The 21,050-nt window shown below is 71.3% G+C and carries 24 protein-coding genes; 19 read left to right on the top strand and 5 right to left on the bottom strand.

Going from position 1 to position 21,050, the window contains the following annotated elements:
* Window positions 1-460: 460 nt before the first annotated feature.
* Entirely contained in the window at window positions 461-3,088 is a 2,628-nt protein-coding gene (locus IC605_RS22405; protein WP_216329162.1) for a heavy metal translocating P-type ATPase, read from the top strand.
* A 66-nt stretch (window positions 3,089-3,154) separates the two neighbouring features.
* Here IC605_RS22405 and IC605_RS22400 read toward each other — a convergent pair whose 3' ends face one another.
* Window positions 3,155-3,400, bottom strand: coding sequence for a DUF2171 domain-containing protein (locus IC605_RS22400; protein WP_216329160.1), 246 nt, complete (start codon window positions 3,398-3,400; stop codon window positions 3,155-3,157).
* Window positions 3,401-3,519: 119 nt separating this feature from the next.
* Here IC605_RS22400 and IC605_RS22395 point away from each other — a divergent pair, with 119 nt between their 5' ends.
* The 18 genes from IC605_RS22395 (at window position 3,520) to IC605_RS22310 (ending at window position 17,960) form a co-directional block, all read left to right on the top strand.
* Window positions 3,520-6,015 carry a heavy metal translocating P-type ATPase gene (locus IC605_RS22395; RefSeq protein ID WP_216329158.1) on the top strand — a complete coding sequence of 832 codons (2,496 nt, stop codon included), beginning with the start codon at window positions 3,520-3,522 and terminating at the stop codon, window positions 6,013-6,015.
* Window positions 6,016-6,018: 3 nt separating this feature from the next.
* On the top strand, window positions 6,019-6,273 hold the full coding sequence (locus tag IC605_RS22390; RefSeq protein ID WP_216329156.1) for a glutaredoxin family protein: 255 nt from the start codon (window positions 6,019-6,021) through the stop codon (window positions 6,271-6,273).
* Entirely contained in the window at window positions 6,270-7,001 is a 732-nt protein-coding gene (locus tag IC605_RS22385) for a ZIP family metal transporter (protein ID WP_216329154.1), read from the top strand. Before IC605_RS22390 ends, IC605_RS22385 begins: the two co-directional genes overlap by 4 nt.
* Window positions 6,998-7,549, top strand: a complete 552-nt coding sequence (locus tag IC605_RS22380; protein ID WP_343216694.1) for a signal peptidase II — start codon at window positions 6,998-7,000, stop codon at window positions 7,547-7,549. Before IC605_RS22385 ends, IC605_RS22380 begins: the two co-directional genes overlap by 4 nt.
* On the top strand, window positions 7,546-8,046 hold the full coding sequence (locus IC605_RS22375; protein WP_216329152.1) for a thioredoxin-like domain-containing protein: 501 nt from the start codon (window positions 7,546-7,548) through the stop codon (window positions 8,044-8,046). The genes IC605_RS22380 and IC605_RS22375 overlap by 4 nt, the downstream gene beginning before the upstream one ends.
* Window positions 8,016-8,669, top strand: a complete 654-nt coding sequence (locus tag IC605_RS22370; protein ID WP_216329150.1) for a DUF305 domain-containing protein — start codon at window positions 8,016-8,018, stop codon at window positions 8,667-8,669. The genes IC605_RS22375 and IC605_RS22370 overlap by 31 nt, the downstream gene beginning before the upstream one ends.
* Window positions 8,662-9,552 carry a cation diffusion facilitator family transporter gene (locus tag IC605_RS22365; protein WP_216329148.1) on the top strand — a complete coding sequence of 297 codons (891 nt, stop codon included), beginning with the start codon at window positions 8,662-8,664 and terminating at the stop codon, window positions 9,550-9,552. The genes IC605_RS22370 and IC605_RS22365 overlap by 8 nt, the downstream gene beginning before the upstream one ends.
* Complete coding sequence (locus IC605_RS22360; protein ID WP_216329146.1) at window positions 9,549-10,196, top strand: SCO family protein; 648 nt, start codon at window positions 9,549-9,551, stop codon at window positions 10,194-10,196. Before IC605_RS22365 ends, IC605_RS22360 begins: the two co-directional genes overlap by 4 nt.
* Before the next feature lie 35 nt (window positions 10,197-10,231).
* Window positions 10,232-10,594, top strand: a complete 363-nt coding sequence (locus tag IC605_RS22355) for an ArsR/SmtB family transcription factor (protein ID WP_216329144.1) — start codon at window positions 10,232-10,234, stop codon at window positions 10,592-10,594.
* Window positions 10,591-11,010: a hypothetical protein gene (locus tag IC605_RS22350; protein ID WP_216329141.1), complete on the top strand. Its 420-nt coding sequence runs from the start codon at window positions 10,591-10,593 to the stop codon at window positions 11,008-11,010. The genes IC605_RS22355 and IC605_RS22350 overlap by 4 nt, the downstream gene beginning before the upstream one ends.
* 46 nt (window positions 11,011-11,056) lie before the next feature.
* A complete protein-coding gene (locus tag IC605_RS22345) occupies window positions 11,057-11,944 on the top strand; it encodes a cation diffusion facilitator family transporter (protein WP_216329139.1) in 888 nt (295 codons plus the stop codon).
* Window positions 11,945-12,000: 56 nt separating this feature from the next.
* On the top strand, window positions 12,001-13,473 hold the full coding sequence (gene lnt, locus IC605_RS22340) for an apolipoprotein N-acyltransferase (RefSeq protein WP_216329137.1): 1,473 nt from the start codon (window positions 12,001-12,003) through the stop codon (window positions 13,471-13,473).
* Between the two features lie 249 nt (window positions 13,474-13,722).
* Window positions 13,723-13,977 carry a glutaredoxin family protein gene (locus IC605_RS22335; protein WP_216329134.1) on the top strand — a complete coding sequence of 85 codons (255 nt, stop codon included), beginning with the start codon at window positions 13,723-13,725 and terminating at the stop codon, window positions 13,975-13,977.
* Between the two features lie 298 nt (window positions 13,978-14,275).
* A complete protein-coding gene (locus IC605_RS22330; RefSeq protein WP_216329132.1) occupies window positions 14,276-14,752 on the top strand; it encodes a DUF6328 family protein in 477 nt (158 codons plus the stop codon).
* A gap of 249 nt (window positions 14,753-15,001) precedes the next feature.
* Window positions 15,002-15,247, top strand: a complete 246-nt coding sequence (locus IC605_RS22325) for a hypothetical protein (RefSeq protein ID WP_216329130.1) — start codon at window positions 15,002-15,004, stop codon at window positions 15,245-15,247.
* 45 nt (window positions 15,248-15,292) lie between these two features.
* Window positions 15,293-15,574, top strand: coding sequence for a hypothetical protein (locus IC605_RS22320; protein ID WP_216329128.1), 282 nt, complete (start codon window positions 15,293-15,295; stop codon window positions 15,572-15,574).
* A 79-nt stretch (window positions 15,575-15,653) separates the two neighbouring features.
* Entirely contained in the window at window positions 15,654-16,322 is a 669-nt protein-coding gene (locus tag IC605_RS22315; RefSeq protein WP_216329126.1) for a DUF1345 domain-containing protein, read from the top strand.
* 297 nt (window positions 16,323-16,619) lie between these two features.
* The gene (locus IC605_RS22310) at window positions 16,620-17,960 is read left to right on the top strand and encodes a peptidoglycan D,D-transpeptidase FtsI family protein (protein ID WP_216329124.1); all 1,341 of its coding nucleotides are present in this window, start codon (window positions 16,620-16,622) and stop codon (window positions 17,958-17,960) included.
* 12 nt (window positions 17,961-17,972) lie between these two features.
* Here IC605_RS22310 and IC605_RS22305 read toward each other — a convergent pair whose 3' ends face one another.
* The 4 genes from IC605_RS22305 to IC605_RS22290 form a co-directional block, all read right to left on the bottom strand.
* Window positions 17,973-19,031, bottom strand: coding sequence for a c-type cytochrome (locus IC605_RS22305; RefSeq protein WP_216329122.1), 1,059 nt, complete (start codon window positions 19,029-19,031; stop codon window positions 17,973-17,975).
* A complete protein-coding gene (locus IC605_RS22300; RefSeq protein WP_216329120.1) occupies window positions 19,028-19,504 on the bottom strand; it encodes a cytochrome c-type biogenesis protein in 477 nt (158 codons plus the stop codon). Before IC605_RS22300 ends, IC605_RS22305 begins: the two co-directional genes overlap by 4 nt.
* A gap of 11 nt (window positions 19,505-19,515) precedes the next feature.
* Window positions 19,516-20,094, bottom strand: a complete 579-nt coding sequence (locus tag IC605_RS22295; RefSeq protein ID WP_216329118.1) for a TlpA family protein disulfide reductase — start codon at window positions 20,092-20,094, stop codon at window positions 19,516-19,518.
* 30 nt (window positions 20,095-20,124) lie between these two features.
* Window positions 20,125-21,050: cytochrome c-type biogenesis CcmF C-terminal domain-containing protein (locus IC605_RS22290; RefSeq protein WP_281416494.1), on the bottom strand; the 926-nt coding region annotated here is incomplete at its 5' end.

The raw sequence follows: 21,050 nt of genomic DNA, 5'->3' as shown, positions 1-21,050 counted from the left end.
ACCCCACCCGGCAGCGATTTTTGCTCACCTCGCCCCTCAGGCCAACTGTTCCGCCCCAAGCTGCCTGAATTCTAATCCACCCCCAGAGGATAGCCTGACTGATGTGTTGACGACGGCCTGCCATGAAGTTCTACGTCTGCTTAGCTGAACCCAAGTGCCGTGTTCAGCCTTGACATCCCCCCGGGGAGGGTATAGGGTCAGGGCGGGGAAGGCATTCTGGCGGTAGAGCACCCCGCGCCTTCCCGAAAGGCCGAGGTCACGACCGCGCCAGCCTCACTGGAGCCCTTGAGAACGTCATCGGTGCGCGGGCGAAGCGGGCACTCGCCAGACGGTTCATCCCTGCGGGCAGCGACCGCCGCGCTTGCCCGCAGGGTTTACAGGAATTGAACACGTGTCGCCTACCCTCACGGCGCGGGGCGATCACGCCGTGAGGCGATGAGCGGGAAAGCAGGGGGAAACAATGACGCGACAGCACGAGACGCACCACCACGGCCAGACTGGAGCCAGCACGCAGACCTCCAGCGTTCTGGAGGTGGCGTTCCGCAACTGCTACGACGGCTCGGAGTTTGCCGACCTCGAGCGCAGCCTCTCCGCCATCGAGGGCGTGCAGAGCGTGCACATCGACCGCACGCGCGCCGTCGCCCACCTCGGCTACGACCCCGGCACAGTGACCGAGCCCGAGTTGCGCCGCCGCCTGCACGCCGCCGGGTACGACTGCGACTGCGAGGACTGCCCGCCGTCCGCCGTGCAGCCGGGGCATCCCCGCGTCGGGCACGCGGACCACGGGCACACCGGGCACGACCACGCGGCGATGCTGGCCCAGGCCGCGACGTCCACGCACCACGACCCTCCCACCCACTCACAGGGCCGCCGGGACACCCACGCCGAGACGGGGCACGCCGGGCACGACCACCCGGCCATGACCGCCAGCGCCTCGCACCCCGCAGCCCACGATCACGGGGCAATGAAGCCTGGCAGGCGCGATGCGTCCTCCGAGACGGCGCACGCGGGGCACGACCACGCCGCCATGACGGCCGGCGGGGCGGGCGCGCACGCGCAAATGGGCCACGACGAGCACGCCGGGCACGGGGCGGACATGGTGGGCGACATGCTGCGCCGCTTCGTGATCTCGCTCGTCCTGACGGTGCCGCTGATCCTGTACTCGCCGATTGGGGAGTCGCTGGGCTTCACCGCCATGCCGCCCTTCGGCCTGAGCATGGCCTGGTTCGGCCTGATCCTCTCGACGCCCGTCGTGTGGTGGGGCGGCTGGCCGTTCATCAGCGCGGCGTGGCGGGCCCTCAGGCGCGGCGAGGCGAACATGATGACCCTGATCGCCACGGGCATCCTGGTCTCCTGGCTCTTCTCGGTCTACGCGACCCTCTTCCTGGGGGGCGGCGAGGTGTTCTTCGAGGCCGCCGCCATGCTCACCACCCTCTCCCTGCTGGGTCACTGGCTGGAGATGCGCTCACGCTTCGCCACGGGACGGGCGGTGGAAGCCCTGCTGAAGCTGGCCCCCTCCACTGCGCGGGTCGTTCGGAACGGGCAGGAGGTCGAGGTCCCCCTGGAACAGGTGGTGGTTGGGGACGAGATCGCCGTGCGGCCCGGCGACCGGGTGCCGGTGGACGGCGAGGTGGTGTCGGGCAGTTCCTACGTCGACGAAAGCATGATCACTGGGGAGCCGATTCCGGTGGCCAAGCCTCCGGGCGCGCGGGTCACCGGCGGGACGGTCAACCAGAACGGCGCCTTCACCTTCCGGGCGACCGCCGTCGGCAGCGACACGGCCCTCTCGCGCATCGTGCAGATGGTGCAGAACGCGCAGGCCAGCAAGGCCCCGGCGCAGCGTCTGGCGGACCTCGCCGGGAAGTACCTGGTGTTCGTGGCCCTGGGCTCGGGTCTGGTCGCCTTCCTCGCCTGGTACTTCCTGGGCGGTGAGGGCGTCGTCTTCGCCCTGACGGCGGCCGTCTCCGCCATCGTGATCGCCTGCCCGGACGCGCTGGCGCTCGCCACCCCCACCGCGATCACCGTGGGCGTCGGCAAGGGGGCGCGGGAGGGCGTGCTGTTCAAGAACGCCACTGCCCTGGAAGCCACCGCCGGCGTGGACACGGTCGTCTTCGACAAGACCGGCACGCTGACCGAGGGCAAGCCCGCCCTGACCGATCTCGTGCCCGCGTCGGGCGTGAGCGAGGCGGAACTGCTGCGCCTGGCCGCCTCGGCGGACCAGCCCTCCCAGCACCCGCTGGCGGAGGCCATCGTGGCGGGTGCCCGGGCCCGAGGGCTGGAGGTCCGGAAGCCCGAGACCTTCGACTCGGTGCCCGGGCACGGCGTGGTGGCGACGGTCGCTGGGCGGCGGGTGCTGCTGGGCAACCGCAAGCTGATGGCGCGCGAGGGCGTGGAGGTGAGCACCCTGCCGGAGGCGGCCGAGCGGCTGTCCCGGGACGGGAAGACCGCCATGTACGCGGCGGCGGACGGCCAGGCCCTGGGCGTGATCGCCGTGGCCGACACGGTCCGGGAGACCGCCAGGCAGGCCGTGCGGGCGCTGCACGACGCGGGGGTGCGGACCGTGATGCTGACCGGGGACAACGCGCGGACGGCGGAGGCGGTCGCCCGCGAGCTGGGGATGGACACCGTGATCGCGGAGGTGCTGCCGGAGGACAAGGCGGCGAAGATCGCCGCCCTGCAGGCGGAAGGCCGGAAGGTCGCGATGGTCGGGGACGGGGTGAACGACGCGCCCGCGCTCGCGCAGGCGGAGGTCGGCATCGCCATCGGGGCAGGCACCGACGTGGCCGTCGAGACCGCCGACGTGATCCTGGTGAAGAACAACCCGGCGGACGTGGCGGGCAGCATCGACCTCGCCCGCCGGGTGCGCGGCAAGATCAAGCAGAACCTCTTCTGGGCGGCGATCTACAACGTCCTGGCGATCCCCTTCGCGGCGGGCGTGCTGTATCCGGCCTACGGGGTGCTGCTGCGTCCCGAGTGGGCCGCCCTGCTGATGAGCGCCAGCACCGTGATCGTCACCGTGAACGCCCTGCTGCTCAACCGGGTGCGCTTCGAGCGGCCCACCTTGCAACCTCAGCCCGCCCGCGCGTAAGGGCACGGGCACTGAGGGGAGAGGCAGAGGGGGCAACTTGCGGGTTGCCCCCTGATCACGACTGGCTTACTGCCGGTGTTCGGGGTGGGGGTCCTCACTCAGCCACTGCTGATGCACCTGCTCGTGGTTCAGCTTGAGGTGCACATGCTCGTCCACGTGGTCCACCGCGCTCAGCGGCAACCAGTGGTGCGTCCCCGAGTCGTCCCGGGTCAGCTTGATGTACTCCCCGTCCACCCGGTCCACCTCGCCGTGCGGGTGCCCGTCCGCGCACATCACCGGCATGTGCTCCTGAATCTGTGATCCCATCGTCATGATCCTGCCTCCTTGGGCCAGCCTCCGCCTGCTGGTCTCCCCAGCGGTCGCGTGGCCCGAAAGCGATCCTACATCTTTTCGTCTCGACATGTGAGCGGACATTCAGGTATAGTGCGGGCATGACGTCCTCGGACCCCAACATGCCCCGTTCCCACCTGGAATACTTCGTGGACGGGATGGACTGCGCGAGTTGCGTGCAGAAAGTCGAACGGATGATCGAGCGTCTCCCCGGCGCGGACGGCGTGAAGACCAGCTTCAACAAACAGACCCTCGAACTGGACCTGGACGAGTCCCGCACGCCCCGCAGCCAACTGGAGGAGAACCTCAAAGCCCTCGGGTACACGCCCAGCCCGTTGCACCAGGCAGCCACGTCCACGGCGGCCGCCCCAGCCCAGCTCGAATACTTCGTGGACGGCATGGACTGTGCCAGTTGCGTGCAGAAGGTCGAGCGGATGGTCAATGGCCTGCCCGGGACCGGGGACGTGAGGACCAGCTTCAACAAGCAGACTCTGGCCCTGGCACTCGATGAGGGGCAGACGCCCCGGGCCACTCTGGAGAGCAACCTCAAGGCCCTGGGGTACACACCCTCGCTGCTGGGCGGGGTGCCTCCGGCTGCCCTGGATCATGACCACCACGATCACAGCGGTCACGACCACAGTGCCCACGACCACGCCGGACACGGCCATGTTCACGAGGTCCCGAAGCCCGGTCAGCCCTGGTACGCGACCGGCCAGGGCAAGCTCGTCGTGACCTCCGGCATCCTGCTCGCCCTGGCCTGGCTGTTCGGCTTTATCGAGCCTCAGTTCGCCACCGTCGGTTTTATCGCCGCGACTCTGCTGGGCGTGTGGCCGCTGGCGAAGAAGGCGGTGGCGAGTGCCCGCTTCGGTGACCCCTTCAGCATCAACACGCTGGTGAGCCTCGCCGCCATCGGCGCCATCCTGATCGGGGAAGCGGCCGAGGGCGCGGTCGTCGTGTTCTTCTTCGCGGTCGGCGAGTTGCTGGAGGGCATCGCCGCCGGTCGGGCCCGCGCCGGGATTCAGGCGCTCGCGGCGCTGGCTCCCAAGACGGCCCTGCTCGTCGAGGGCCAGGGCACCCGTGAGGTGCCCGCCGACGCCCTTCAGGTCGGGCAGACCGTGCAGGTGAACCCCGGGGCCCGTGTGCCCGCCGACGGCACCATCCTGAGCGGCACCTCCAGTCTCGACGACAGCCCCGTGACGGGGGAGAGCGTGCCCGTCGTGAAGAGCGCCGGGAACAGCGTCTATGCGGGCAGCATCAACACGGACGGGGTGCTGACCGTGCGGGTGGACAAGGCCGCCAGCGACAACACCATCGCCCGCATCATCCATATGGTCGAGGAGGCCGAGGGCAGCAAGGCGCCCACCGCGCGCTTCATCGACCGCTTCAGCCGGTATTACACGCCGGGCGTGGTGGCCGTGTCTGCTCTGGTCGCCCTGGTGCCGCCGCTGCTGTTCGGGGCCCAGTGGCACCCCTGGCTCTACAAGGGGATTGCCCTGCTGCTGATCGGCTGCCCCTGCGCCCTGGTGCTCAGCGTTCCCGCCGCCATCACCAGCGGGATCAGTGCGGGGACCCGGCGCGGCCTGCTGATCAAGGGCGGCGCGGCGCTGGAGAGCATCGGGAGCGTCAAGACGGTCGCCTTCGACAAGACGGGGACGCTGACCGCCGGGAAGCCGCGCGTGACCGACGTGGTGGGGCAGGACCGCCAAGAGGTGCTGCGCCTCGCCGCCGCCGTGGAGTCGGGCAGCAGCCACCCGCTGGCCAAGGCCATCACCGACGCCGCGAAGGGGAGCAAGCTCACCGTACCCGCCGCCGTGAACGCCCAGGCCATCCCGGGCAAGGCTGTGACCGCCACCGTTGAGGGCCGTTCCTTCAGCGTCAGCTCCCCCCGGTACGCCGCGACCCTGACGACCCTCCCCGCCGACCTGAGCGCCAGCATCGAGACCTTCGAGAAGCAGGGCCGGACCGCCGTGGTGCTGCTGGACGGCCCCACCCCGCTCGGCGTCATCGCCATCCGGGACGAGCCCCGTCCTGACGCCAGGGAGGCCATCGCACAGCTTCGCGCGCTCGGCGTGAACACGGTGATGCTGACCGGGGACAACGCCCGCACGGGCCGGGCCATTGCCTCGGACCTGGGGATGGACGTGCAGGCCGAACTGCTGCCCGAGGACAAGCTCAAGGTGATCGCGGACCTGAAAGCGCAGGGCGGCGTGTCGATGGTGGGCGACGGCATCAACGACGCGCCCGCGCTGGCCCAGTCGGACGTGGGCATCGCGATGGGGGGCGGCACCGACGTGGCGCTGGAGACCGCCGACGCCGCCCTGCTGCAAGAACGCGTCACCGGGGTAGCCAATCTGGTCTCCCTGTCACGCGCCACCATGCAGAACATCAAGGTGAACATCGCCTTCGCGCTGGGCCTCAAGGCGATCTTCCTGGTCACCACGCTGCTGGGCTACACGAACCTCTGGATGGCGATCCTGGCGGACACCGGCGCGACCGCTCTGGTGACCGCCAACGCCCTGCGCCTGCTGCGCTGGAAGGGGAGCGGTCCCGCCGCCCCCCGGACCGTCACGGCCACGCCGACCCCCACCCGGGCCTGAACCATGCCGGAGATCACGCTCTATACCGTCCCGAACTGCGCGGACTGCCAGGCCGTCAAGCGGCTCCTGACCCACCACGGGGTCACCTTCACCGAGAAGGACGTGCGGGGGGACCCGGAGGCCCTGGTAGAGATGCAGGCCAAAGCTCAGGTCCGCATCGCCCCCGTCACGTTGATCGGCGATCAGGCCTTGTACGGTCCCTTCGACGACCAGCGCCCCCGGATTCTGGCGGCCCTGGGAGGAGCCGCGGCCTCTTGAGCGCGCCCCTCCCGCAGCTCCTGTCCCTCACGCTGATCCCAGTCGCCGCCACCCTGCTCGGCGGCACCCTCGCCACCTTCCGGACGCCGGGCGAGCGGCTGCGCTCCTTCGTGCAGCACTTCGCCGCGGGCGTGGTGTTCGCCGCCGTAGCGGGCGAACTGCTGCCGGAGATCACCCGGGGCCACCAGCCGCTGGGCGTGGTGATCGGCTTCTCGCTGGGCGTGGGCCTGATGCTCGTCATCCGGCAACTGGCCGAGCGGCTGGAACGTCCGGCAGCGGGCGGGCCAGCCCCACGTGGGAACGTCGGGCTGGTGACCGTGGTCGGCATCGACGTGCTGATCGACGGCCTGCTGATCGGGGTGGGCTTCGCGGCGGGCGCGCGGGTGGGCATGCTGCTGGTGGTGGCCCTGACGCTGGAACTGCTGTTCCTGGGCGTCTCGGTGGCCTCCAGCCTGGGCCAGTCCGGCACGCCCCGGGGCCGCACGATCCTGACCGTCGCCGGGCTGAGCCTGCTGGTGGTCCTGGGTGCGCTGCTGGGGGGCACGCTCCTCCAGGGGCTCTCGGGCCTCGCCCTGGAGATCGTCCTCTCCTTCGGCGCGGCGGCCCTGCTGTTCCTGGTCACCGAGGAACTGCTCACCGAGGCGCATGAGGTCAAGGAGACCCCGCTGATCACCGCCGCCTTCTTCGCGGGCTTCGTGGCCCTGTACCTGCTGGAGCTGGCGTCGTGAGCGCGGGGTCACGCGGGTGGCCGCTGGCGACGATCCTGGCCCTGCTCGCCCTGGAGGGGCTGCTCAAGAGCTGGGCGGTGGCGAACCTAACCCCCGGCGTTGACCGGACCCTGCTGCCGGGCGTACTGCACCTGGACTTCACTCTGAATCCAGGCATGGCCTGGGGCATGCTGGGGGGCTTCACGGCCCCCCTGGCGGTCCTGCGCCTGCTCGTGGGGCTGGTGATCGTGGCCGCGCTGCTGTCGGGGCGCCTGGGCCGCGCTCAGCGCTGGCCGCTGGCCTTGATCGCGGCGGGGGCGCTCGGGAACGCCGTGGACGGCCTGACACGCGGCGCGGTCGTCGATTACCTGACCTCACCGCTGCTGGACGCCGTGTCCGGGACACTTGGCGGTGGCCGTTTCCCGATCTTCAACCTGTCGGACGTGCTGGTCTGCGCCGGGGTCGCCGGGTTGCTGCTGCACGCCGGGTGGAGAGAACGCCAGGCACGCCGTGAGGGACCTTCCTCCCCCGAGTCCCGTGCCCCTACTCACACCGAGGAGAACCCATGAAGAGAATGCTGCTGCTGACCCTGCCCGTGCTGCTCGCCGCCTGCTCCCAGGGGGGCGGCGACATCGAGGGCGTCCAGACCTTCAAGAACGAGGGCGGCGCCCACCAGCCAGGGCGCATCAACTACGCCCAGACGCCCCCGCCTGGCGGCGCCCACAACCCCGCCTGGCAGAACTGCGGGGTGTACGACCGGCCGCTGTACGACGAGTACGCCGTGCACAGCCTGGAACACGGCGCCGTGTGGGTCACCTACAAGCAGGGCCTGCCTGCCGAGCAGGTTGAGGCGCTGAAGAAGGTGGTGGACGGCCGCACTTACACCCTGCTCTCCCCTCACGAGACGCAGAGCGCGCCGCTGGTCCTGACCGCCTGGAACGCCCAACTGGAACTCCAGGACGTGAACGACCCCCGCGTTCAGAAGTTCCTCCAGAAGTACGAGCAGGGGGGCGAGGCCCCGGAGATCGGAGCGTCATGCAGCGGCGCGTACGGCGGCACCGTCTGATCCGGGCGCTGGGCGCGGGGCTGGTCGGGGCGGCCGTAGTGGGGGGCGCGCTGGCCGCCACCTGGCCGCGCCTCCCCGCCGAGGGCAGCGCGGACGTGACCTTTGCCCGGGACATGAGCGCCCACCACGCCCAGGCGGTCGAGATGAGCGTGACGATGGTCAAGCGCGCGGCGGACCCGGCGGTGAAGCTGCTCGCGCAGGACATCCTGCTCACCCAGCAGGCCCAGGTCGGGCAGATGCAGGGCTGGCTGATGGCCTGGGGCCGACCCCTGGCTGGGACCGAGGCGCCGATGGCGGGGATGAACCGGGCGCACATGGGCCTGGCGACCGCCCAGCAGGTCCAGGAACTCGCGTACTTGCCGGTGGGCGTGGCCGAGCGCCAGTACCTCCAGGTGATGCGGCGGCACCACCAGGGCGGCGTGGCGATGGCGCAGTCGGCCTTGCGGGACGTGAACCGCCCGGAGGTCCGCGCGTTCGCCGAGCGGGTCATCACCGCGCAGACCTCGGAGATCGAGGCCATCGACGCGCTGCTCGCCGGGCGGGGCGTTCGGCCGCAGACGCCGACGACGGCCCCGAAAGACGAGGCGGCCCCGACCCCGATGGACGGGATGACCCATGAGTGAGCACGGGCACAGCCACGGGGCGAGCGCGAGCGCCCGGCAACTCACCCTCGCCCTGGGGCTGACCGGCAGCTTTCTGGTCGTCGAGGTCATCTACGGCTTTCTCTCGGGCAGCCTGGCGCTGCTCTCCGACGCCGGGCACATGCTCACGGACGCGATGGCGCTGGCCCTGTCCCTGTTTGCGATCCGCATCGGGCAGCGCCAGGCCGACCGTCAGCGCACCTTCGGGTACCGCCGCGCCGAGATCCTGGCGGCGGCCGTGAACGCGGGGGCGCTCTTCGCCATCGGGATGTACATCCTGGTCGAGGCCTACCGCCGCCTGCGCGAGCCGGTCGAGGTCCAGAGCACCACCATGCTGATCGTGGCGGTGCTGGGACTCGTCGTGAACGTGATCAGCGCCCGCATCCTGGTGGGCGGCAGTCAGGGCAGCCTGAACGTGAAGTCTGCCTACCTGGAGGTCGTGAGCGACCTGCTCGGCTCGGTGGCGGTGATCGCCGGGGCGCTCTTGATTCGCTTTACCGGCCTGACCTGGATTGACCCGGTGCTGGGCGCGCTGATCGGTCTGTGGGTGCTGCCGCGAACCTGGACGCTGCTGAAGGCCAGCGTGAACGTCCTGATGGAGGGCACCCCCGAGGGGCTGGACCTGGACGTGCTCCGGGCAGACCTCGCGGCCCTGCCGGGGGTCGCCGAAGTTCACGACCTGCACGTCTGGAGTGTGACCAGCGGCGAACACAACCTCACGGCGCACCTGGTGGTGCCCGGACCCCAGGAGGGCCTGCTCGCCCGGGTCCACGAGGTCGCCGAGCGGCATGGCATCGAGCACAGCACCGTGCAACTGGAACCGCCCGGTCTCCATGTCGGACACGAAGGACACCTGCACCCATGAACGACTCGACCCTCTCTTCCCCTGCGACCCCACGCCCCGTCTGGCAGTCCCTGCTGTGGGCGCTTCTGGCGGTCGGCCTGCTGCTGGGCGGCGTGTGGGCCTACGCCCGCGTGAAAAGCCCCTTTCCCTTCTACGGCACGGTGTATGACCCGCGAACGACCGCGCCCGTCTTGACCGGCACCGGGGAGGACGGCCGTCCCTTCGCCCTGAGTTCGCTGCGCGGCCAGACGGTCGCCGTGTTCTTCGGCTTCCTGCACTGCCCGAACATCTGCCCGACCACCCTGGCCTCCCTGGAGCGGGTGCGCCAGGCGTTGCCGCAGGGGGAACGGGCCAACTTCCGCACCGTCCTCGTGACCCTCGACCCCGCCCGGGATGACGTGCGAAAGCTCCGGGAGTACGTCCAGTTCTTCAGCCCGTCGGCGGGGGGAGTCTTCATTCCGGAGCCTGGGCTCAGCGACACCGCGGCCGCCTGGGGGGTGGGCTACCAGAAGTCCGACGTCAAGAGCGAGACGACCTACCAGATCAACCACACCACCGGCGTGTACCTGATCGACCGCGAGGGACGGCGGCGCCTGGTCTGGGACTACACCCAGCTCACGAACACGGACCGCGTGGCGGCGGACGTGCGGGAGGTGATGCGGTGACGGTGCTTCCCCCTGCCCTGCGCTATGGTCAGGACATGAGAACCGCTTCTCAAGACGATGTGTGCGAGGTCACCTGCGTCCACCCCGAGGCGGTCGCCCGCGCCCGCGCCACCCTGCCCGATGCGAGGTGCATCGAGGACGCCACCGCCCTGCTCAAGATCGTGGCCGACCCCACGCGATTCCGCATTCTCAGCGCCCTGAACACCGAGGAGCTGTGCGTGTGCGACCTGGCCGCCGTGGTCGGGATCAGCGAGAGCGCGGTCAGCCACCAGCTTCGACTCCTGCGGGCCCACCGGCTGGTGACCTTTCGCAAGGAGGGCCGCATCGTCTACTACCGCCTGCTCGACCAGCACATCAACAACCTGATCGGCGGGGCGGTGGACCACGTGCGGGAATGAGGCCCGTCTTCATCGTGCTGGCCGTGGCGCTCGTCGGGCTGCTGGGTCTGGGCGGCTGGTGGTTTGCCGTGGAGCGGCGCTGGCAGGGGAACCTGTACTGCATCGAGCGGCCGGGCACGCTCTGGAACGGGCTGGCCCCCCTGCCAGCGGGCCTGACCCCGGAGTGCCCGACGTACAGCCGCACGTACCGCCAGGAGGTCCGGCAAGGTTTCAGCCGCATCGAACAGTACCGGCTGCCCGGCTGGCAACCCAGGGCCCTGCTCGACCCCTTCAAGCGCGCCGGGTATCAGCAACTGACGGACGACGCCCTGCCCGGCAATTACTCGGCGTTCCTCAACAAGGGGGGCGACCTGTTGCAGTACCACGCCACCCGAGAGGGGGACACCACCCTCATCGCCATCAGCGGCAAGCCGTAGTCCCGACCCGGTCACGCCTGCCCGCCCGTCTTCCAGGAGGTTGACTTTGGACCGTACCCTTCGCCTGGCCGGGTACAGCCTGCTGCTGGGCCTGCTGATCCTCGCGCTCAAAGCGGGTGCCTACCTCCTGACCGGGAGCGTCGCGCTGTACTCCGACGCGCTGGAGAGCGTCATCAACGTCGTCGCCTCCGCTGCCGCCCTCTTCGCCCTCTTCGTCGCGCGCAAGCCCGCCGACGCCGACCATCCCTACGGCCACGCCAAGGCCGAGTATTTCTCCGCCGTGCTCGAGGGCGTGTTGATCGTCCTGGCCGCCGTCAGCATCATCTACAGCGCCTACCAGGACCTCAGGGCCCCGAAGCCCCTCGAGGCTCTGGGGGTGGGCCTGCTCGTCTCGCTCGGCGCCACCCTGCTCAACGCGGGCTACGGGACCTACCTCGTCCGCAGCGGGCGGCGGCTGCGCTCCCCCGCCCTGGTCGCGGACGGTCAGCACCTGCTCACCGACGTGGTGACCAGCGGGGGCGTCCTCGTCGGCCTGGGGCTGGTGGCGCTGACCGGCTGGACGGTGCTTGACCCGATCATGGCGATGCTGGTGGCCCTCAACATCCTGTGGGTGGGCGGGCGGCTGGTGCGGTCGTCCGCGCGCAGCCTGCTGGACGAGGCCGCGCCGCCCGAGACGCAGGCGCTGATCCGCCGCCTGGTGGCCGAGCACGCCGAGGGCGCACTGGAGGCCCACGACCTGCGCACCCGGCACGCGGGGCGGCTGACCTTTATCGACTTCCACCTGGTGGTGCCCGAGCACCTCACGGTGGGGCAGGCGCACGCCATCTGTGACCGGTTGGAAGGGGTGATCGAGCGGGAGGTGCCGGGAAGCGAGGTCACCATCCACGTGGAGCCCGAGGGGGCCGCCCAGCACCGGGGGGTGCTCGTCCTCTGACCTGGTGGAGAGCCTCGCCCCACCGAGCCCGGTTCCTGCTGGCCCTGCTGGCGGGGGTGGCCCTGTCGTTCACGTTTCCGCCTTCCCCGCTCGGCTGGCTCGCCCCGCTGCCCCTGGCCTGGCTGTTCCGGGCGGTGGCCGCCCTCCCGCCGCGAGGGGCCTTCGCCCTGACCTTCACTTTCGCGGCCGGCTTCTTCGGGGTGCTGCTGCTGTGGCTGCCGGGCAGCCTGACGCCCCTCTTCGGCCCCGGCGTGGCGGCGTTGTACCCGATGTTGGTGGGGCTGCTGGCCCTGACCTGGGCTGGAACGGCGGCCATGACCCGCCAGGTGCTGGGCCCCGCCACGCTCTGGGCCCTGCCGTTCGCGTGGACGCTGCTGGACGCCGCGCGCGCCCTGGGGCCGTTCGGCTTCACCTGGGGAAGCCTGGGCTACGCCTTCGCGCCGACCCCCCTCGTGCAGCTCGCCGATCTGGGCGGCCTCGCGCTGGTGGGACTGCTCGTCGCGTTGACGGCGGCGGCCCTGGCGGACGGGCGGCCCCGCGCGCTGCTGGGCGGCGCGGCGCTGCTGTCCCTGGGCCTCGCGTACGGGCTCACCCGACCCCCTGACCCACCCGGCAACGCGCGGGCACTGCTGGTACAGGGCAATGTCGATCCGCGGGCCAAGGCCCAGGGGCGCACGACGGATGAACTGGGGCGTTACCTGGCCCTGACGCGCTCAGGCCTGACGGCGGGCCCGGCGCGGCTGGTGGTGTGGCCGGAGACGGCCGCCCCGGCCGCGCCGAGTTCTCCCGAGGTGGCCCGCGCGCTGACCGCCCTGGACGTACCGCTGCTGCTGGGCGCCCCCACCGAGGAGGGCGGGTACCGCAACAGCGTGTACGCTTTTGAGGAAGGCCAGGTGCGGGGCCGGCAGGACAAGGTGCGGCTGGTGCCGTTCGGAGAGTTCTTTCCAGGCCGCAAGGCGCTCGACGGGGCCTACCGGGCCTTGTTCCGCGCCCTGGGGCTGCCGGCGTTGACAGGTACCGTCCCCGGACGCACGCTGGCGCCGCTCCCGGTGGCGAACCTGCGGGTGGGGGCGCTCATCTGTTACGAGTCCACCTTTCCGGCCTTCGCCCGCGCCCAGGTGCGGCGCGGCGCGCGGGTCCTGGCGGTGGTGTCGAACGACGCCTGGTTCGGGCCGTCGGTGGGCGGCGAGCAGCACTTCCAGATGGGGCGCGTGCGGGCCATCGAGACCCGCCGCTGGGTGCTGCGGGCGGGCAACGACGGGGTGACGGCGGCCATCGCCCCCTCCGGGCGGGTCACGGCCCGGCTGTCGCGAGGGGTCGCCGGGGTGCTGCCGGTGCCCTTCGCGGAAACCGGGACCTGGACGCTGTACGTCCGGTGGGGGGAGTGGGTCACCGCGCTGAGCGCGCTGGCGCTGCTGGGTCTGTGGCTGGGCACGCGCGGGTCCAGGGCCAAGCGGCAGTTCGGGCGCAGGTTCCTCGCTGAGTGGTGGCCGGTCATCAACAGGAACTCCTCCCGGAGCGGGGGTTGAAGGCTGCCCAAATCGCCCCCCAACGCTCCCGAGCTACTGTACACCTGCTCAAACATTCATATAATGTGGCGTGCTCCAGGTTCCTCTCCTTCGCCGAACAGAGCCGACCTTCCAGAAGGTGGAGGCGCGCGTGGTGAAGCGCTGCCTGCCCCGGACCCTGCTCCTTCCACGGGGCTTCCGCCGGATGGAGCCGCCGCGCCCCCGGGGGCTCCACGGGGGTGGGGGCGAGCGGATGGGCGGAGGGCCGACATGACCACGGTCACCGTGTACACGACGGGAGCCTGCGCGACCAGCCGGGCCGTGGGCGCCTTCCTGACCCGTCATGCCATTCCCTTCACGGAGAAGAACGTCAATCACGACCCGCAGGCGCGCGCGGAGCTGTTGGCGCGTGCCGACGTGTCCTCGCTGCCCGTCACCCGGGTCGGCGACCAGGTCTTCTCCGGCCCCTTCCGGGACCAGCGCGAGGGCATCGCCCGCGCCCTCGGGCTGACGGGGGGCCGTTGAGCACGGGGGCCGCGGCGACCTCGCGGTGTTGGTCCCCTCCGGGGAGCAGCCCTCCCCGGGGGCGGCACGCGCCCGCCGGTCCCCCGTCCGGTCCCAGGGGGTCGAACACCGCCACGCAGCCGGTCGCCCGCGCCCGGTGGTCAGCGGCGTACAGCCCTGACCACCTTCCAACCGTCGTGTGGCAGGTGGAGCGCCCCGCTGGGGGACTCGGGCCGGCGTCTGGGGCCGAGCGCTTCCCTTCCCCCACGGCGACCTTCCCTCCGGGCCTCACCGTGCTGGCTCCGGTGGAGCCGCCAGCATGAGGTCACGAGAACCGTGGGCGGGTCCCTCCGCCCACGACCCCGGATCCCTTGACGACCTGTTGCAGGAGACGTGGGTGCTGCTCACCGGCGCGCAGGTGCTGACCGCCTTCCTGATCACCGTGCCGTTCAGTTCAGGCTTTGCACGGCTGGTGGCCACGGAGCGCGGGGTATACGGGGCGACGTTCCTGAGCGCGCTCGCCAGCCTGGTGCTGTTCACCTCGGTGGCGGCGTACCACCGCCTGAACTGGCCGTTGCGGGACCGGCCGCGCTTCAAGCGTTTCGCGACCCGGGTGGTCGTCGTGGGCCTGTTCCCGCTCTCCCTCGCGCTCGTGCTGGCGACCCACCTGGTGCTTCAGCCGCTGTTCGGAACCCTGTGGGCCAGCCTGGCGACCGGTCTGGTGGGCCTGCTGATCGGGGGGTTGTGGTGGGTGCTCCCGCTCGCCAGCAAGTTGCACCGGAGGTCGCCCACATGAATGAATCCACCGCTTCCCCGTCTGCCTCGCCGGGGCCAGGGGAGACTGAACGGCGGCCCGCCTTCTGGCCTTCGCCGGGTCCCGGCCTCGTGACCGGCGCGTCGGACGACGAACCCGGCGTCATCGGCACAGGCCTGCTGGCGGTGCCGGTGCTGGCCGGCTCGGCGGCCTCCCCCGTCGGGGCGGCGCTGCGCCGGCCGGTGGGGCTGGAGCGCCGCCCCCTCGCCGCGCGGCTTTTACGGGGTGCTGGTGGCCGCGACGCTGCTGGGCCTGGCACTCAACCTGCCGGGCTTCGATTCCCTCCGGGCGCTGGACCGGGCGGCGATCATCAACGGGGTGGCGGCCGCGCCGGTCATGGCCCTGATGCTCCTCGCCACCCGCCGGGACGTGATGGGCCGCTTCACCCTCCCCCCGCGCTTGAGGGTCCTGGGCTGGCTCACGGCGGCGGCAATGCTGCTCGCCGCCCTGGGCCTGTTCGTGACGTGGGGGCGGTGAGGGCATGCCGGGGTTCATCTGCCTGGCGCCGGGTGGGAGGCCCGGGTGAAGGGGGGCGCCCGGCGGCAACGCCAGGCCGAGCGGCTGCGCCTCGCGGTCAGCCTGTCCGACCTGGCGCTGGGCGCGGTCCTGGCCCTCGGGGGCCGCGTCGGGAGCGGCGCGATCTTCTACGCGCTGGGCACGGTGCTGCTCGCCGGGCGGCTGTTCGGCTGGCCCGCACCGCCGGACGACCGGTACCTGCGGCTGATGACCCTCGCCCTGCTGCTCAACGCCGCGATGCTGGGCAAGGGGGTCCAGTGGCTGCTCGCCGGGGGCGCCGGGCCGTGACCCGGGTCGGGCCGCAGACCCGGCTCCCGGGGCGCGCCGGGCCGTCGGGAGGTCGGCTCGTTCGGCCGGGGGGCCGGGGATGAGGGGGCGCACCCCGCTCGCCAGCCGCCTGGCCCGTCGGGCGGCCAGCGCCCACGCCCGCCTGGTGGCCATGAGCGTGGCCGGGCTGGGCGTGTACCTGCTGCTGCCGGACGTCTGGCCATGGTTTCTCCAGGTGTTGCTGGCCTGGGACGCCGCCGCGCTGGTCTTCCTGGTGCCCGCCGTGTGGCTCGTGGTGAGCGCGGACGCGGCCGAGACCCGGCACCTCGCCACCCGGGCGGACCCCGCGCGGGCCAGCGCCCGGCTGCTGCTGCTCGCGGCCAGCAGCATGAGCCTGGTCGGCGTGGGGCGCGGGCTGGCCGAGGCCGGCCGCCTGGTCGGGTCCCTGGAGGTGGTCCTGACGGTCGGCAGCCTGCTGGCGGTCGCGCTCTCCTGGAATACCCTCCACATGATCTATACCCTGCACTACGCCCACCTGTACTACCGGGACGGTCAGGGCGGGGTGGACTTCAACCAGGAGCGTGACCCCAGCTACCGCGAGTTTCTGTACCTGGCCTTCACGGTGGGCATGACCTACCAGGTGTCGGACACGCCGGCGACCGACACGGGCCTGCGCTTCGAGATCACCAAGCACACGCTGCTCGCCTTCCTGTTCGGGACGGTGATCGTCGCCTTTTCCATCAACATGGTCGCGGGACTGGTGAAATGACAGCCCCCGAACCGGGCCCCACACCCGCCGGGCAGGTCCGGCCATCCGCCGCTCCTGGAGGTGCAGGCGGCGTCCTATCACGCCCGGCTAACCCACCCCCCTTACGCTCGGTGGTGAGCCCCCACGCCGCGTCCCTGCGCTGCTCACCGACGGTTCGGCACCCCCTCCACGGCACCGACACCCCCTCGATGTCCGCCGCCCGGCCCGGGCCACGCGGATGGTCCGCCTCCCCTGACGTTCCCGGCGCCACGCGTTTTCCTTCCTCGTCCAGGCCCTCCTGAGAAAGACCTTCCTCCTATGTCCTCATCTCCGTCCCGTGCTGGCCCCCAGCGCCTGGGTCGCCGTGCCAGCGTCCTTGCCGCCCTGTGTCTGCTCGCCTGCGCCCTGCTGGCGGTGGCCCTGGCCAGGATCACGGTCCCCGCCGGCCCCGTGCCTCTCCCGTCCACCCAGCCTACCCGCGGGGAACTGCGCAGCGCCGACGGGCAGGTCCTGGCACACGGCGCCCTGGACGCCCGGCGTTACCCCCTGGGCCCCCTGGCCGCGCCGGTCATCGGCTTCGTGGGGGCCTCGGGCGGGCTGGAGGGCACGGAGCGGGCGATGAACGGGCGTTTGCAGCGCGGCGAGGCGCTGACCCTCACCCTGGACACCCGCGTGCAGGCCGCCGTCGAGGCCGTTCTGAACGAGGCCTTGACGCGCACCGACGCCCAGTTCGCGTCAGCCGCCGTCATGGACACCCGGACGGGCGAGTTGCGTGCCGTGGCGTCGGTGCCGGGCTTCGACCCCAACGCCTGGACGCAGGTCCCGGCTGACCGTTGGCGCAACCGGGCGGCGCTGGACGAGTACGAGCCGGGCAGTGTGGTCAAGGCCCTCACGGTGGCGGCCCTGCTCGACGAGGGCCGGACCGCTCCCGACCGGATGTACGACACCCCGATGTGGCGCCGGTACGCAGGAGCCACCATCAACGACCTCGTCTCGCATCCTGCCCGGCTCACGACGCGGCAGATCCTGCGCTACTCCAGCAACGTCGGCATGACCCGGCTCGTGGAGGGCGTGCCCCCGGAGCTGCTGTACCGCCACTTCACCGCTTACGGCCTGGGTCAGCCGGTCCGGCTGGGCCTGCCTGCCGGGGACGGCCTCCTGCGGGACCCGGAGGACTGGAGCGCACTGTCGCAGGCCACCGTGTCCTTCGGGCAGGGCCTGACCGTCACCACCCTGCAACTCGTCGCGGCCTTCAACGTGCTGGCGAACGGCGGGCGGTACGTTCCCCCACGCCTCTTCCCCGGCGACGTGGGCGGGGCGAGGCAGGTGCTGCGCCGGGAGACGGCGATCCGGATGCGCGAGTTGCTGCGTGGGGTGATCGACGACGGCATCCGGGAGAAGGCCGAGTTGCCCGGGTACCACGTGGGCGGCAAGACCGGCACCGCGCAGGTGGCGGTGGGCGGCCGTTACAGCGGGGAGGTGTTTTCCAGCACCTTCGCGGGCTTCCTCCCCGCGGCGCAACCGCGCTTCACGGTGGCGGTGATGGTGCGCGGGGCCAAACGCGAGTACCAGGGGTCGCAACTGGCCGCGCCCATCTTCCGGGAGATCAGCTCCGCCCTGATTTCCCTGTACGCCTACACACCGGACGACAAGCGTTAGCCGACGTGGGCGTTACTCGCCTTCCTTCCGCCACCGCTCCAGCATGTCGAGGAGGGCACTGAGCTCTTCAGGCTTCAGGGTCGGGTAGGCGGGCATGGCGCCCTTGCCGTTCACGATGACGCTTCTGAGTGCGTCACGCGACAGGGTGGAGACCCGCAGGTTCGGGCCCAGGCCCCCTTGACCGTTCGGGCCGTGACAGCTTGCGCAGTTCGCGGCGTAGACCTTGAGGCCGGGGTCGCTCTCGTTCTGCCTCGCCCGCAGGGAGGTGATCAGATCATCCGCGTCGCGCCCCTTGGGGTCGAGGGTCCGGTAGCGTTCGAGCGCCGTGAGCGCGTCCGCGTCCTGCCCGAAGCGGGCGAGCGCGAAGCCCAGGAGGAGCTGCGACTCGGGTTCCTTGGGGGCGAGCTGCGCCGCCGCCTGGATGAGGCGGAACGCCTGCTGCGCCTCCTCGGGCGAGGGCTGCTGGGCCTGCGCTCCTTGCTGGTCAGGCCGGGTCAGGAGCAGGATGCCCAGCCGCCGCAACGCCTCGGGCTGCCGGGGGTCGAGCTTCAGGGCGTTCCCGTAGGCGATCACCGCCTGCGCGTACCGGGCGGAGTCAAAGGCGGCCTGACCCCAAGCGAGGTACGCCGCCCCCTCCCCGGTCGTCTCGGCCTTCCTGCGCAGGCCCGGCAGCGCGAGCACGTCCCGCACGTCCTGCGCCTCCCCCGCCCCCAGCGAGGCGAGCTGCCCGCGCGGCACGAAGGTCACCGCCCCGGCGACAGTCACGAGCGCGGCCACCGCGAGGCCCGCCAGCGCGGCGGTGCGGGTGCGCCCGCCGCGTTCCCGGGGAGGGGGCGCGGGCGGCAGGGCGTCGAGCGCGCGCAGGGTCAGGGCCGCCCGGCGTTCGAGGTCGGGGCGGCGCGACTCGTCCGTCAAGTTCGCCAGTTCTGTGTACAGGCGGTCCCGCTCGGCGGTGAGCCGTTCCCGCTCGGGGGCGTCGGGATCGGTGGGCACGCCACCTCTGAGCGGCTGCAAGACCAGCCACAGCGCGGCCAGAACGACGAGGACGAAGAGGGTGAGTCCCAGAATCACGCCCCACCTCCCGCCCGGTCGTCCCCCCGGGTCTCACGCCGCACCTGGGCCAGGAAGGGGTCGAAGGGCTCCTCGGCGACGCTCGCCGCCTCCGCGGTGGACGGAGCCGCGACGTTCCGCTTGCGCAGCACACTCCACAGCACCGCGCCACCGCCCGCCAGCGCGAGGAGCGGCGCGCCCCACAGCAGCAGGTTGCTCCCCTCCTTGGGCGGGTCGAGGAGCACGAAGTTTCCGTACCGCGCCGCGAAGTAGGAGTAGATGTCCCGGTCGCTGCGCCCCGCCGCCACCTGCTCGCGCACGTCCCGCAGCATCTCCCGGCTGATGTCGTTCGTGCTCTCCGTGATCGGGACCCCGGTGCAGATCGGGCAGCGCAGGTTCGAGCCGAGATGGCGGGCCCGCACCTCCTGGTCGGGCGTCAGCGCGAGGGAGACGGATAGCAGCAGGCCGAGAACGAGGGCAAGGAACCCCCACACCACTGGCCACCTCACAGCCCCTCCACCCCAATCTTCGCCAGCCCCGCGTTCAGGCGCTCGCGGTTCAGGCCCCCCGACACCTTGTCGCGGATCACGCCTTCACGGTCGATGAAGAACGTCTCCGGAATGCCCGATACGCCATAGTTGATGCCTGTCTGGATGCCCGGGTCACGCAGGGAGGGGTAGGCAAGAGCGTACTCCTTGATGAAGTCGCGCGCGTTCTGTTCCTTCGTCTCCTGAAACAACACCCCGATGACCGCCAGGCCCTGCCCCGCCGCCTGCCGCTCGCTGAGTTCCCGGAAGAGCGGCGCCTCCTCCCGGCACGGCGTGCACCACGACGCCCAGAAGTTCAGGACGACCGGGCGGCCCTGGAGGGAGGCCAGGCTGACCTGAGCGCCGTCGAGGCTTTCGAGGGTGAAGGCGGGGGCGGGCTTGTTGATCAGTGGTCCACCATCCGGGGTGTTGCGCGCGGGGTTCAGCAGCGCTGCGCCCAGCACCCCGGCGAGCCCCGCCGCGAGCACGGGTGGCAGCAGACGGCGCCACAGGGGAGCGGGGACCGCAGGTTTCGGGTTCGTAGACATCTCAGTCATACATCCACTCTCTTCCTCAGGGCACAGCGGCTAGTCTGTCGCCGGGGCCATCCGCGCCACGGGCCTCCGCACCGTCGCCCGCCGGGGCGTCACCAGCGTCAGCCCGGCCCCCAGCACCACGATCAGCGTGCCCCACCAGATCCACGACACCAGCGGGCTCTCGATCAATCGCACGCTCGCCCACTTCCCCTCCGGATCGAAGGCAGTGACCACGAGGTAGGTGTCGCCCAGAGCGCTGTAGCGCACCGCAGGGGTGGCGAAGAGCGTGTTCCCTCCCTGAACGTATGTGTTCAACCGTGCCTCGAAAAGTTCCTCGTCGATGAGCACCTGCGCGACGATGGACTTTCCATAAGGCTTTTGAACAGGCCGTATTGTTTGCAGGGCAACGGACTCATTCAACAACTTGGTGGGGGTGGCACCCACGTTGAGCGTCGTCTGCGCGTCCTGCCGGTACGCCCCCGAGACGGCGATCCCGAGCGCCATTACCACGAGGCCGACGTGGGCGAGGTAGGCGCCGTACCGCCGGGGCTGCTCGCGCACGAGGCTCATCAGGCCGCCGCCGCGCTGCCGCAGGGCGCGGGCCGTGAGCATGCCCAACCCGACGAGGTTGTACGCCGACAGCGCAATCGTCCCCAGCACACCCGGGCTCCGCACGCCGAGCACGAGGGCGATCACGCCCGCCCCGATCCCCGCGAGGAGCAGGGGACGCAGCGCCCGCCACAGGCCCTGCCCCTCGGCCCGCCGCCAGGGGAGCAGAGGCCCCACGCCCATCAGCAGCAGCAGGCCCAGCCCCAGCGGGATGGCGAAGGCGTTGTAAAAGGCGGGCCCGACGGAAGCGTCCCGCCGCCCCTGCACCGCCTCCACGAAGGTGGGGAAGAGGGTCCCGACGAGGACCATCACCGCGAAGACGAGGAACAGCCAGTTGCCTGCCAGGAAGGCACCCTCACGGCTCAGCG

The organism is Deinococcus aestuarii, from assembly GCF_018863415.1.
GTDB classification, from domain to species: domain Bacteria; phylum Deinococcota; class Deinococci; order Deinococcales; family Deinococcaceae; genus Deinococcus; species Deinococcus aestuarii.
This window is presented reverse-complemented; position numbering and strand designations above follow the sequence as displayed.